The sequence below is a fragment of the Pseudomonas sp. 1D4 genome, assembly GCF_001728925.1.
Taxonomy (GTDB): domain Bacteria; phylum Pseudomonadota; class Gammaproteobacteria; order Pseudomonadales; family Pseudomonadaceae; genus Metapseudomonas; species Metapseudomonas otitidis.
Map to the genome: position 1 here is coordinate 42,418 of NZ_LXJQ01000045.1, position 12,633 is coordinate 55,050.

Genomic DNA, 12,633 nt, shown 5'->3' on the forward strand with positions numbered 1-12,633 from the left:
TCGGGTTCCCTCCCTCCATCGCCGTTCCAGGGGCACTGTCGCCGCCCCACCATCACACGCTCAATGCAAGCACAGCGTGCGCTCACAAATTGCTCAGGTGGCCTTGGGACCTGATCTCAAAGCCCAGGCCCGGCGAGCGCCATCAGCCGATCTCCACCCGCTCCGGCCGCGACCAGATCCACGCGGCCCCGAACGCCATCCCCACCCCGGCCATCACCACCGACGGCGTGTGCGACACGGTGCAGGCCATCAGCGTCAGCCCCAGGCTCATGCTGACGCTGGCCGCCAGCTTGGTGCGGCGGGTGATCACCCCGCCACGGCGCCAGTTGCGCAGCGGCGGGCCCAGCAGGCGGTGGTTCTCCAGCCAGGCGCTGAGGCGCGGCGAGCCGCGGGAGGCGGCCCAGGCCGCCAGCAGCACGAACTCGGTGGTGGGCAGCCCCGGCAGCACCACGCCCAGCAACGCCAGGCCGATGGCCAGGTAGGCCAGGGCCACCCACAGCCAGCGCAGGCGGCCGGGTGTGGGGGCGGGGGTATCAGGCAAAGCAGCGTTCCAGGTGGTCGGTGAAGCGGTTGAACGCCGCGATGGCGGCAGCCTCGGCCAGGCGCTCCTGCTCGGCGTCCAGGGCCAGGCCGTCGAGGGTGGCGACGAAGGCCTTCCAGCCCTGAGCGCGGCCGCCGGCCGGCTCGCCCAGGTGGCGGGCGCCGAAGGTGTCGGAGAGGCCCAGGCCCTCGGCACGCTTGTAGAGGAACGCCGCGCCGAGCTTGGAACCCTCGGAAACGAACAGCCAGCCCAGGGCCGCGCCCAGGCTCAGCCCGACGGTGGGCGCCTCGCCCTCGACCGCCGGCAACGGGTGGCCCAGGTCCGCCAGGTCGGCCTTGGCCTGCTCGTGACGAGCACGGGCCGGCAGGTCCTCGAACAACTGGCCCAGGCTGGCGTCGGCGTAAAGCCCGGCCAGGTCCATCTGGAACAGGTACTGCGCCGCGACGAAGCGGGCGAAGTGCTCGCGCTTACCGAACGGGTCGTGGCTCTTCACCAGCGCGTCCAGGCGGCTGTGGGGCTCGTGGGTGACCTGGTTCAGGCGCTGGGAACGCAGGGGATGGGACAGTTGCGACTGGGATGCGGTCATGGCGATGTCTCGATTCGGGTGAACTGCCCAGGCGAAGCGCCGGGCCTTTCACACATGACGTTTTAGCGAACGAGACTCAGTAAAAATAATTGGACAGCTGCCAGTTTCAGAACACCACCGCCGAAGACTGGGCTGATTCCAACGCAGAGAAGCCGGTAAGTGCTACCCAGGATGTGACGCCCACATTGATGTATGTGGCTTGCCCTCGAGGGTGGGGCGGCGGAATCGCCCCTTCAGGAGGCTGAGTGGAGTCGTTGTAGAAGGGGTTGAGCGACATGGATGTCGCGAGAGCGCTGCCGGGCCATGGATGGCCCGTCGAGTGGGCGGCACCCCGCCGTGCCCCTGGAGCAACGACGGAACGAGGGAAGTCCCGCGCAGCGGGACCCGTATGCAGGGGCAAGCCCTTTTGGCCCCTTTTGGGTGGTTCGGCACCCCGACGACTGCCAAAAGGGGCTCGCCCGGGAGGGCGAAACGGAAAACATCCGCAGAACGCGAAAAGCAGCCGAGCCCCATTCCCGAAGCTGCTCCGCTCAGGCTTCGGGAGTCCTCCTGCTCCCCTCGAAATACCCCGCCAGCGCCTCCAGATCCCCCAGCACCAGTTGCCCCGCCAGATACCGCAGTTGCAGCCACGCACGCAGGTAGCCGTAGCGCGCCTGGGCCAGGTCGCGCCGGGCGCTGTAGAGCTGCTGCTCGGCGTCCAGCACATCGAGGTTGACCCGCTCGCCCCCGGCCACGCTGCGCCGGGTCGCTTCGATCAGGGTGCTGGCGGACTCCACCGCCAGGGCATAGGCGCGCAGCTTGGCGGCGCTGCTGGCGCAGAGGTTGAACTGCTGGCGCAGTTGGTTGAGGGTCTCGGCGGTCTGCGCGTCGAGGCTGTGGCTGGCCTGCTCCACCTCGGCCACGGCGCGGCGGGTGGAGGCGCTGACGGCGCCCCCGGCGAACAGCGGCAGGCTGATCTGCAGGCCGATGCTGTCGGTGTCGTATTCCTGGTTGTAGGTGCTCTCGGAGCCGGAGCGGGTCTTGCTGGTGCTGGCGTAGGCGCTGACGGTGGGCAGGTGCCCGGCGCGGTTGCGCTCCACCGCGTAGCGGGCGCGATCGAGGGCGTGACGCTGGGCGGCCAGCTCCGGGTTGGCGGCCAGGGCGAGGTCGCGCCAGGTCTCGAAGCGCGCCGGTTGCAGCGGCTGCAGGGTGAAGTCCTCCGCCAGCGGGGTGAGGTCCTGCACCGCCAGGGGCTCGCCGACGATGGCCTGCAATTGGCGCAGGGCGGCGTCGAGGTTATCCACAGCCTCGATCTCCTGGGCGCGGGCCAGCTCCAGGCGGGCGCCGGTTTCCAGCAGGTCGGTGCGGGTGCCTTCGCCGGCCTGGAACAGCCGCTGATTGAGCTGCAACTGCTCGGCATAGGCGCGGCGCTGGGCCTGGACCAGGGCGATCTGGTCCTGGGCGAACAGCGCCTCGCTGTAGGCGCTGAACAGGCGCACCAGCAGCTCCTGGCTGCGCCCGCGGTAGCGCGCGTCGGCCATCAGCGCCTCGGCCTCGCCCTGGCGGTAGGCGGCCCAGGCGGCGTAGTCGAACAGCGGCTGCTGCAGGGTCAGGGTGGAGGCGCGGCTGCGGTAGTCACGCTGGCTGGTGACGTTGCCCTGGACGCTGGCCTGGGTCACCTCGGAGTCGTTGCGCGCGCTGCTGTAGCTGTAGGACAGCGTCGGCAGCAGCCCGGCCCGGCCAATGGCACGGGCCTCCTGGCCGGCATCGCGCTCGGCCAGGGCGGCTTGCAGGGTCGGGTCGTTGCGCAGGGCCAGGGCGTAGGCGTCGCGCAGGTCGAGGGCGCTGGCCGGCCAGGCGAGCGCCAGCAGCAGGGCGGGGAGCAGGGCGCGCATCAGTCCTCCGACAGGGCCAGGTGCAGGCGATCGGCCAGGGGCTTGAACAGGTAGTTGAGCAGCGAGCGCTCGCCGGTACGGACGAACGCCTGCACCGGCATGCCGGGGCGGATGTCGAGGCCGACCAGTTGCCGGGCACCGTCCTCGCTGACGCGGATGCGCACCTGGTAGTAGGGCTCGCGGGTCTGCTCGTCGAGCAGGCGGTCGGCGGACACCAGCACCAGCTCGCCGGGCACCCGGGGCGTGCTGCTCTGGTTGAAGGCGGCGAACAGCAGCTCCACAGGCAGCCCGGGGCGCAGGCGATCCACCAGTTCCACCGGGGCGCGGGCATCCACCAGCAGCGGCGCATCGCGGGGCACCACCTCCATCAGTTGCTGGCCGGGGGCGATGACCCCGCCGGGGGTGAACACCGCCAGCCCCACCAGGGTGCCGGCCACCGGGGCACGCACCTCGGTGTGGGCCAGTTCGAACTCGGCGCTGGCCAGGCGGCTGGCCAGCTCGCCGAGGCGCAGGCGGTTGTCCACCTGCTGCTGGTGCAGGTCGCGGCGGTACTCCTCGGCCTGCTGGCGTTCGCGCCAGCCCAGCTCCTGCATCTGCTGGCGGGCGTGGCCGATGGCACCGACGGCTTCGCCCAGCTCCCCGTCGAGCTGGGCCAGCAGGCGCTCGTTCTCCAGCAGGCGGTTGCGCGGGATGTAGCCCTCCTGCGCCAGGCCGCGCAGCCCCTGGAGCTGCTGCAGCAGGGCTTGGCGCTGCTCGCGGCGGTAGCGCTGGGCGCTCTCCAGCCCGGCGAGGTGGGCGCGGGCACCGGCCAGCCCCTCGCGCAGGGCGGCCTGTTGCAGGCGCTGGGCTTCGCGGCGGCTGGCGAACAGCTGCTGGTGCAGGGCCTGGCTGGCCTGCATGTCGGGGTCGTCGGCCGGCAGGCTCGGCGGGAAGCGTAGCTGCGCCTGCCCTTCGGTTTCGGCCGCCAGGCGCACGGCGGCGGCCTGGGCGTCGCGGTACTGCTGGCGCAGGGTGTCGCGTTCGGCGCGCGGGCGGGTGGCGTCGAGGGTGAGCAGCACCTGGCCGGCGCTCACGGCCTCGCCGTCGTGCACCAGCAGGCGCGCCACCACGCCGCCGGTGGGGTGCTGCACGGCCTGGCGGTGGCCGGCGACCACCACGCTGCCGCTGACGGCAACGCCCTTGTCCAGCGGGGCAAGGGCGGCCCAGAGCAGGAAGCCGCCGAAGCCGGCCAGCACCAGCCAGCGGCCGAGCCGCGCGGGGCGGTGGTCGTCGAGGGGCAGCACATCGGCCAGGGGGCGGGGGGCATCGGGCAAGGCGGGCATGGCAATCCTTGGCTCAGGAGCGGGTGGCATCCAGGCGGTAGTTGAGGCTGTAAGCAGAGGCGGCCCGGCGGGGGGCGGGCGCAGGGGCCGGGGCGACGGCGGGCGGTGCAGCGGCAGGCTCGCGCTGCAGGGCCTGGAGCACCCGCGCCGCGGGGCCGAAGGCCTGCATCTGGCCGCCCTTGAGCACCAGCAGGTGGTCGACGCTGGCCAGCAGGCTGGGCTTGTGGGTGATCAGCACGCGGGTGCGGCCGGCTTCGCCCAGGCGGGCGAGGGCGTCCAGCAGGGCGCGTTCGCCGTCTTCGTCGAGGTTGGCGTTGGGCTCGTCCAGCACCACCAGGGCCGGCAGCCGGTAGAGCGCTCGGGCCAGACCGATGCGCTGGCGCTGCCCGCCGGAGAGGCCGGCGCCGCCCTCGCCAAGGCGCGTGTCGTAGCCCTCGGGCAGGCGCAGGATGAGTTCGTGCACGCCGGCCAGGCGCGCGGCCGCCACCACCTGCTCGGGGTCCGGTTCGGCGAAGCGGGCGATGTTCTCGGCCACGCTGCCGGCGAACAGTTGCACGTCCTGGGGCAGGTAGCCGATGTGGTCGCCCAGGCGCTCGCGGTCGGCCTGGGCGATGTCGGCACCGTCCAGGCGGACCTTGCCGCTGGCCGGCTCGGCGGCGCCCACCAGCAGGCGCGCCAGGCTGGACTTGCCGGAGCCGGAGGCGCCGATGATGCCGAGGGACTGCCCGGCCTCCAGGGCGAAGCCGATGGCGGCCAGGCAGGGCCGCCGACTACCGGGGGCGAAGGCGGACAGTTGTTCGACCTCCAGCGCCCCCCGTGGCGCCGGCAGGGGCATGCCGCCGCGGCGCGGCGGTTCGGCTTGCAACAGGGCCTGCAGGCGCTGCCAGGCGTCGCGGGCGCCGCTCCACTGGCGCCACACGGCGATCAGTTGGTCGATGGGCGCCAGCACCCGCGCCATGAGGATCGAGCCGGCGATCATCATCCCCGGGGTGATCAGGTGTTCCAGCGCCAGCCAGGCGCCGAGCCCCAGGACCAGGGACTGCAGGCCCAGGCGCACGCCCTTGGAGAGGGCGCCGACGGCGGCCATGCGTTCGCTGGCCAGCCCCTGGCAGGCGAGGAAGCCGCGGTGCTGCGCCAGCCAGCGCGCCCGCAGGCGGCCGAGCATGCCCATGGCGTCGATGGCCTCGCCGTTGCGCAGGTGCCCGGTGGCCTGCTGGCTGGCCTGTTGCGCCAGTTGCCCGGCCTGCTGCAACAGGCCGTGGCTGAGCCGCTCGTTGAGCCAGGCCAGGGCCACCAGCGCCAGGGCGCCGGCCAGGGCGAAGAGGCCGAGCCAGGGGCTGAACAGGCCGATCACCACCAGGTACACCGGGAACCAGGGGGCGTCGAAGAAGGCGAACAGCGCCGGCCCGGTGGCGAACTGGCGCAGGCTGTTGAGGTCGGCCAGGGCCTGGGCCGGGCTGGCACCGCTGCGGCTCGCGGCGCGGTAGGCGGCATCGTGGATGCGCGCGTTGAAGGCCATGTCCAGGCGTGCGCCGAGGCGGATCACCACCAGACTGCGCAGCCACTCCAGCGCGCCCATGAAGGCGAACAGGCCGAGGGCCATGAGGGTCAGCATCAGCAGCGTCATGGCGTTGCCCGAGGCCAGGACGCGGTCGTAAACCTGCAGCATGTACAGCGCCGGCACCAGCATCAGCAGGTTGATCACGGCGGTGAACAGGCCGACGTTGAGCAGCGCCGGGCGGCTGGCAGCCAGGGCCTGGCGCAGGTCATCAGGGTGAAGGGAGGTCATGGACGGCCCCAGGGGCGCCGGCGGCAGGTTGACGCCCACCCCGGCGGCTCACAGAATTCGCACCCTCCGCAGCCCTCGCCCGCCAAGACTCGGGCTGCGGGGGTCACTCCACGCGAATGGGGGTCACCCTCCATTCGCGTCTCCTTTTCCCGCCGATCAGGCCGCCAGGGCCAGGTCGTCCAGCGGCTGCTGCAGGCCCACCGCTTCGGCCGGTGCCGCGCTCAGCGGGCCGGCTGCCAGGGCGGCCGCGACGGCGTCGAAGGTGCTGGCGGTGGACACGCCGTAGTCGTCCAGCAGGTCGTTCAGCACGCTTTCCAGGGCGCTGGTGTTGCCGCCCATCAGGCCGTAGACCACCTGGTGGACCGCGCCGGCGTGGCCTTCGCTGAGCAGGCTCGACAGCCCCAGGCCGCTGAAGCTGGCCTCTTCCTTGCCGGCGCCAAACTCGAAGCCCGAGGCGGTCTTGGTCAGGTCGCTGCCCAGGGACACGCTGTCCAGGTTGCCGTACAGGGTGTGGGCCGGCTGAGAGAACAGCGAGTAGTGGAGGTTGCCTTCGGCCACGAAAGCGGCGTCGCTGTTGGGGCTGGTCAGGGCGTACTCGGTACCTTCGAGCCGGCCCGGGTAGAAGCCGCCGGTGTTGACGCCGTCCTGCACCTGGCCGGGGCGGTGGTTGGCATCGCCGAAGTAGCCGGCCCAGTCGGCCAGGTAGTCGGTGATGGTCCAGTTGGCGTAGGTGGCGGAGTAGGAAATCGAAAGGCTCATGCAGTGTCTCCAGTTGAAGTTTCCGCCGCGCGGCTCGGCGCTGCGCGACGGCTTTGCCCGTCATGGGCAAATCCGGGTCAGAAGGTGTATTCCACGGTGCCCTGCAGGGTGCGGCCCCGGCCGAGGGTGAAGGCGAGCACGTCCCCCAGGGGCACCAGGTAGGCGCGGTCGGTGACGTTCTCCAGGGCCAGGCGCAGGGTCAGGTTGTCGGTGGCCTTGTAGCTGCCATAGAGGTCGTAGACGGTGTAGGCCTTCCAGTCCGCCGGGTAGACCTGGTCGCGCGCGGCGGCGTCGCCGGCGTCCAGGGCGTAGCCCTCGCTGTAGCGGGCCCGCGCGCCGAGGTCGAGGCGGCGGTCGAGCAGGCGGGTGCCGAGGGTCAGGCTGCCACGGTCCATGGGCATGTGCTCGGCGCTGCCCATGTGGCCGCCGCAACTCACCACGGCGTTGGCGGTGGCGTTGGGCACGTAGCCGGTCACCGGCGGGCGACGGCCGCTGCCGTAGACGGGGGACACCGCGCCGCCGAGCCAGGCGTCGTTCGAGCAGTACTGGTTCTCGCCGATCATGTGGGTGTAGGCGAGGTTGCCGTAGTAGGCGCCCATGTCGTAGTCGAGGGCGTACTCGACGCCCCGGAAGCGGGTGCTGGTGCGGTCGTTGACGTAGGCCGACACTCCCAGGGCTGCCACCCCCACCCCCGGGCGCTGCAGCCCGACCGACATGTAGGTGAAGTCGTCGATGCGGGTGTCGAAGTAGGCCACCTTCAGGCCCAGGGCATCGCCGTCGGTGAAGAGGTTCTGCTTGAAGATGTTGAACCCCACTTCCCAGGACTGGGAGCTTTCCGGCTTGAGGAAGGGGTTGGGGTACATGGTTTCCGCGCTGCTGCCGTGGGGGCGCCCGGAAATCAGCGTCTCGGTCACCGCCGGCGGACGCCAGCCCTCGCCGTAGCGGGCGAAGAGCTGCAGCCAGTCCGGGCCGGGCTTGAGGGCGATGCCGAAGGTGGGCGAGAACGCGCCTTCCTCGCGGTCCACCTCGTAGCGCAGCGGGACGCTGTAGGTGGGGTTGCCGGGGGTGTTGAGGCGATAGAGGGTCATGTTGAAGCCCGTCTCGCCCTCCAGGTGGTAGCGGTCGTAGCGCAGGCCGGCGTCCAGGGTCAGCCAGTCGTCGTAGTCGAGCTGCAGGTTGGCGAACAGGCTGCCCATGGCGCGGTCGCCCTTGGGGGTCATGCCTTCGGACACCGGGAAGCCCACGGCGGAGCCGCTGGCCACGGTCTGGGTGGAGTCGGGGCGGACCTTGTCCTGGAAGTACTCCAGGCCGTAGTTGGCCTTGAGGGTGGTGAGCTCGCCGAGCAGGAAGGTGGAGGTGTTCTCCAGCTGCAGGCCGTAGGTGTCGGTCTGGTAGGTGATGGCGTAGCCGGCGCTGCTGCCACGGGCCAGGGTGGTCTGCCGGTTGCGGTTGTCGACGTGGTAGAGCTTGGCCTTGAAGTCCACCAGCAGGTCGTCGGGGCTGTAGCTGTAGTCCAGCGCGACGTTCTGCGACACCACGTTGCTGCTGCCGAGCTTCTCCCAGAGCTCGGTCTTCTCCACGTTCATCATGTTGGCGTCGTCGTAGGCCACCTGGGTGCGCAGGTAGCTGAGCTGCACGCGCTGGTCGGCCGGCAGGTTGAGGCCGAGCTTGGCCAGGCGCGAGCGCATGGTGGAGCCGGAGTAGGCCACTGGCGAGTGCTTGATGCGCTCCTCGACGGCGGGGTTGAAGCTGGAGCCGGTGCGCAGCTCGCCGATGCTGCCGTGGGTGCCGGGGTCGTAGTCGCCCAGGTGGCGCTCGCTGGCGGCGAAGAGGAGGTCGCCAACCTCGTTGCCCAGGGCAAAGGCACTGCTGCCGATGAAGTCGGTGCCGTTGGCGTAACCGCCCAGGCCGGTGGTGGCGCGCACGCGGCCGCCGAACTCCTTGCCTTCGTGGATGAAGTCGCGGGCGTTGAGGGTGCTGAACTCGGCCACCCCGCCGATCACCCCGGCGCCGCCCATGCCGGAGGTGGCGCCCTTCTCGATGGTCACGGCGGAGAGCAGTTCCGGGTCGATGTACATCGTGCCGTTGCGCTGCTGGTGGCCGCTCTGCTGGAAGTTCTGGCGCATGCCGTCGATGTTCATGTTGACCCGGCCGTAGTCCTGCAGGCCGCGGATGTTCACCGAGAGGCCCGGGTCCTGCTGGCTGACGGCGGTGTACACGCCGGCGCTCTGTTCGAGCATGTCGGCAGCGTGGCGCGGCGGGTTGCGGTCCAGTTGCTCGCGGTCGATCACCGTCACCGAGCGGGGGGACTCGTAGACCCAGTCGTGGGCGTTGGCCTGGCCCTGCACCTGGGTGGCGCCCAGCTCCAGGGCGTCGCCGCTGGCTTCGCGCACCAGGCTGACCTCACGCGGGGAGGTGAAGCGGAAGCTCACCGGGGTGCCTTGCAGCAGGCGGCGCAGGGCTTCGTCGGCGGCGTAGCGGCCCTGCACCGGGGCGCCCTGGAGGTCGGCGAAGCGCGAGGCGTCGAAGATCACCTGCACACCGGATTGTTCGGCGAAGGTGAGCACCGCCTGGTCGAGGGCCTGGGCCGGGATGTCGAAGGCGACCTGGACGGCTTCGGCATGGACCTGTTCCACCGCGACCAGGGGCAGGGCCCCCGCGCCGATCAGGGCCCAGCGTCCCCCCAAGACGAGCAGCGAACGGCGGAATCGCCGGCCCATCCCTTTGCGTGCGTTCATCGTGTGTTCCTGTGGCTGCTTGGTGTTGTTCGGTGAATGCAAATCACTCTCAACAGCAAGACGCGCCACTCACGCAAAGTCAGTAAAAGAAATTTCCGCGCGGGTGGGAGGGCAGGCCGCAGGCCCGTCGATACGGGCCCGGGAGGGTCAGTAGAGGAAGGTGGCGCCGGGCACGTCCAGCCGCTGGGCGTGCAGTTCGTGGGTGAGGGTGTCGAGGGCCTCGTCGAGGATGTCGAGGCGGAATACGCCGCTGACCTCCCGGCGTGCCAGGCGGGCGTCGGTGATCACCAGGCGGCGGGTGCGGTAGCGGTTGAGCTGTTCGGCCACCTCGGCCAGGGGCACCCGGTCGAACACCAGTACCCCGCGCCGCCAGCTGCTGGCCCGCTGCAGGTCGAGCCCGAGCAGGGGCTGGATGCCCTGGGTGCGGTCGTAGCGGGCGCTCTGCCCCTCGCTCAGTACCCGTTCACCGGGAACGCCTTCGAGGTTCACCGCGACGCTGTGTTCGAGCACGCCGACCCAGGCCCCATGGCCACGCTCCCCCACCAGGAAGCGGGTGCCGAGGGCGCGGGTGGTGCCACCGGCACTTTCCACCACGAAGGGCCGGCGCTCGTCACCCCCCATGGGCGCGACGCTGAAGCAGGCTTCCCCGGCCAGCAGGCGGACGCGCCGCTCGCCGTCGCTGTAGAGGACGTCGATGGCGCTGCGGGAGTCCAGCTCCACCTCGCTGCCGTCGGGCAGGGTGACCCGGCGCACTTCGCCCGTGCCGGAGGCGTGGTCGGCCAGCAGGGGCAGCAGCAGCGGACGGCCCACGTCCACGCCGAGCACCGTCACCAGCAGCAGCGCGGCGACCCCGCTGGCCCAGCGCCAGCGACGGCGCGAGCGGGTGGTGGGGCGTGCGGTCTGCCGGGGTCCACGGCGGCGCGGCGGGTCGCTGGCAGCCGGCTCGTCGGCCAGTTGGCCGAGGGCGTCCCAGGTGGCCTGGGCGAAGGCCAGCGCCTCGGGGTGGCGCGGGTCGGCCTGGCACCAGCGCGCCAGGGCCTCGGCCGTTGCCGGGTCCGGGTCGCCCTGGCTGAGACGTACCGCCCAGTCGGCGGCTTCCTCGCGTATTTGCTGCTCCCGCAGGTGCTGGCTGATCACGTCGGTCTCTCGTTTCTCGTTATAGGAAGGCTGACGTTCGGGGACGCCATTCACCGTAAACCATCCGTCAGTTGCTCCGCGGGCCGTCCTGCAGGCGCTGCATGACGTGGGCGAGGGCCTTGGCCAGGTGCTTCTGCACCGAGCTGTCGGAGATATCCAACTGGCGCGCCACTTCGGCGTGGGTCAGGCCGTGCAGGCGGTTGAGGCGGAAGATCTCGCGGGTGCGCGGCGGCAGCTCGGCCAGGGCTTCGCGCAGGCGGCGCCGATGCTGCTCGGCGGCGGCCTGTTCGTCCAGGGGCGGGGCGTCTTCGACGATCTCGTACAGGGCTTCCTGGGGGACCAGGTCGGTGCGCCGGCGGGCCTGCTGGCGCACATGGTCCACCAGCAGGTTGTGGGCGGTGCGGTAGAGGTAGGCGGGGCCGTTGTCGATGGCGTCCTTGCCGCGTTGCTCGGCCAGGCGCAGGAAGCTTTCCTGCACCAGGTCGGCGGCCAGTTGCGGGTCCCGTACCTTGCGCGTCAGCAGGCTGCGAAGGGCCTTGGCGTGCTGGATGAACAGGCTCTTGAGATCGGGCTCCAACAAGCGCGCTCCCTGGCTTTGGCAGGTGAAGGGAGCGCCATCCTAGATTTATTGAGAATCAATTTCAAATAAGAAAGCGATACGGAATCAACTGGCCGGGGTCACCAGCACCGGCAGTTGTTCCTTGAGCTTCTGGTTGTTCAGCGGGGCGCGGATGAAGCCACGCTGGGTGCCGTCCGGGCCGATCACCACCAGGTTGCCGCTGTGGTCGACGGTGTAGTTCTCCTTGCTGGTGTCGGCCGGGATGAACGGGATGCTGACGGCGTTGGCCAGCTTCTGGATGCTGGCCAGCTCGCCGGTGGCGCCGAGGAAAGCCGGGTCGAAGTAGCCCAGGTACTGCTTGAGCTGCTGCGGGGTGTCGCGGTTGGGGTCGACGCTGACCATGACGATGCGCACGCGATCACGCGCGGCCTCGGGCAGCAGGCCCTTGAGCTCGCGCATCTGCGCCAGGGTGGTGGGGCAGATGTCGGGGCAGAAGGTGTAGCCGAAGAACAGCAGGCTCCATTTGTCCTTCAGTTCGTTCATGGCGATCGGCTTGCCATCCTGGTCGGTCAGGCTGATGGCAGGCACGGTGCGCGGCTGGGGCAACAGGACGATGCCGGCGTCGAGCAGGCGGGTGGGGTCGGCCTGGCGCTGGCCGTTGAGCACCTTGTTCACGGTCAGGCCCAGGACCAGGGCCACCAGGGCGATGAGGATGAAGACGGTTTTCTGCACGCGGGTCATGGTTGCTCTTCGCTTGGAATGGGCGGTGCCGGCAAGCCTATCAGGCCCGGTGGGCCGGGGCTCGTCCGAACGCGGTGATGCAGCCTGCCCCTCACGGCGTCGGGCGCAAGGGGCGATGCATCAGAACCTGCTCAGGGCCCGAGGGCTCAGACCGCCAGCAGCAGGTAGTGATCCAGCAGCAAGGCGATGAAGAGCAGGAAAAGGTAGGCGATAGAGTACTTGAAGGTGCCGATGGCGGCGTGCGGTCGGCTGTCGCGGTAGAGCATCCAGGTCCAGTGCAGGAAGCGCCCGCCGAGCAGCACGGCGCAGGCCAGGTAGAGCAGTCCGCTCATGTGGATGGCGTAGGGCAGCAGGCTGACGGCGAACATCACCAGGGTGTAGAGGACGATGTGCACCTTGGTGTAGTGCTCGCCATGGGTGACCGGGAGCATGGGGATGTCGGCCTTGGCGTATTCGGCCTTGCGGTGGATGGCCAGGGCCCAGAAGTGCGGCGGGGTCCAGGCGAAGATGATCAGCACCAGCAGCAGCGGCTCGGCAGAGACGTGGCCGGTGACGGCGACCCAGCCCAGCAGCGGCGGGGCGGCCCC

Annotated in this window: 11 protein-coding genes; all 11 read right to left on the reverse strand. The window is 70.6% G+C overall.

The features are described from left to right. Positions 1 to 142 precede the first annotated feature (142 nt). Positions 143 to 541, reverse strand: a complete 399-nt coding sequence (locus tag A7D27_RS20505) for a YbaN family protein (RefSeq protein ID WP_069565927.1) — start codon at positions 539 to 541, stop codon at positions 143 to 145. Further along, the gene (locus A7D27_RS20510) at positions 534 to 1,127 is read right to left on the reverse strand and encodes a biliverdin-producing heme oxygenase (RefSeq protein ID WP_069565928.1); all 594 of its coding nucleotides are present in this window, start codon (positions 1,125 to 1,127) and stop codon (positions 534 to 536) included. Before A7D27_RS20510 ends, A7D27_RS20505 begins: the two co-directional genes overlap by 8 nt. 530 nt (positions 1,128 to 1,657) lie before the next feature. Further along, entirely contained in the window at positions 1,658 to 3,001 is a 1,344-nt protein-coding gene (locus A7D27_RS20515) for a TolC family outer membrane protein (RefSeq protein ID WP_069565929.1), read from the reverse strand. Beyond that, on the reverse strand, positions 3,001 to 4,323 hold the full coding sequence (locus A7D27_RS20520) for an HlyD family type I secretion periplasmic adaptor subunit (RefSeq protein WP_069562887.1): 1,323 nt from the start codon (positions 4,321 to 4,323) through the stop codon (positions 3,001 to 3,003). Before A7D27_RS20520 ends, A7D27_RS20515 begins: the two co-directional genes overlap by 1 nt. 13 nt (positions 4,324 to 4,336) lie before the next feature. Further along, positions 4,337 to 6,112 (reverse strand): type I secretion system permease/ATPase, encoded by a 1,776-nt coding sequence (locus tag A7D27_RS20525; protein WP_069565933.1) that lies wholly within the window; start codon positions 6,110 to 6,112, stop codon positions 4,337 to 4,339. A gap of 156 nt (positions 6,113 to 6,268) precedes the next feature. Further along, positions 6,269 to 6,871, reverse strand: coding sequence for a heme acquisition protein HasA (locus A7D27_RS20530; RefSeq protein WP_069565930.1), 603 nt, complete (start codon positions 6,869 to 6,871; stop codon positions 6,269 to 6,271). Between the two features lie 77 nt (positions 6,872 to 6,948). Further along, the gene (locus A7D27_RS20535; RefSeq protein ID WP_069565931.1) at positions 6,949 to 9,609 is read right to left on the reverse strand and encodes a TonB-dependent receptor; all 2,661 of its coding nucleotides are present in this window, start codon (positions 9,607 to 9,609) and stop codon (positions 6,949 to 6,951) included. A gap of 147 nt (positions 9,610 to 9,756) precedes the next feature. Continuing rightward, positions 9,757 to 10,746: a FecR family protein gene (locus tag A7D27_RS20540; RefSeq protein WP_069562884.1), complete on the reverse strand. Its 990-nt coding sequence runs from the start codon at positions 10,744 to 10,746 to the stop codon at positions 9,757 to 9,759. Between the two features lie 67 nt (positions 10,747 to 10,813). Then, on the reverse strand, positions 10,814 to 11,326 hold the full coding sequence (locus A7D27_RS20545) for an RNA polymerase sigma factor (protein WP_069562883.1): 513 nt from the start codon (positions 11,324 to 11,326) through the stop codon (positions 10,814 to 10,816). 84 nt (positions 11,327 to 11,410) lie between these two features. Next, positions 11,411 to 12,046 (reverse strand): SCO family protein, encoded by a 636-nt coding sequence (locus A7D27_RS20550; protein ID WP_069562882.1) that lies wholly within the window; start codon positions 12,044 to 12,046, stop codon positions 11,411 to 11,413. 146 nt (positions 12,047 to 12,192) lie between these two features. Next, positions 12,193 to 12,633, reverse strand: a 441-nt coding sequence (locus A7D27_RS20555) for a UbiA family prenyltransferase (protein ID WP_170832314.1), incomplete at its 5' end; no start/stop codon positions are given.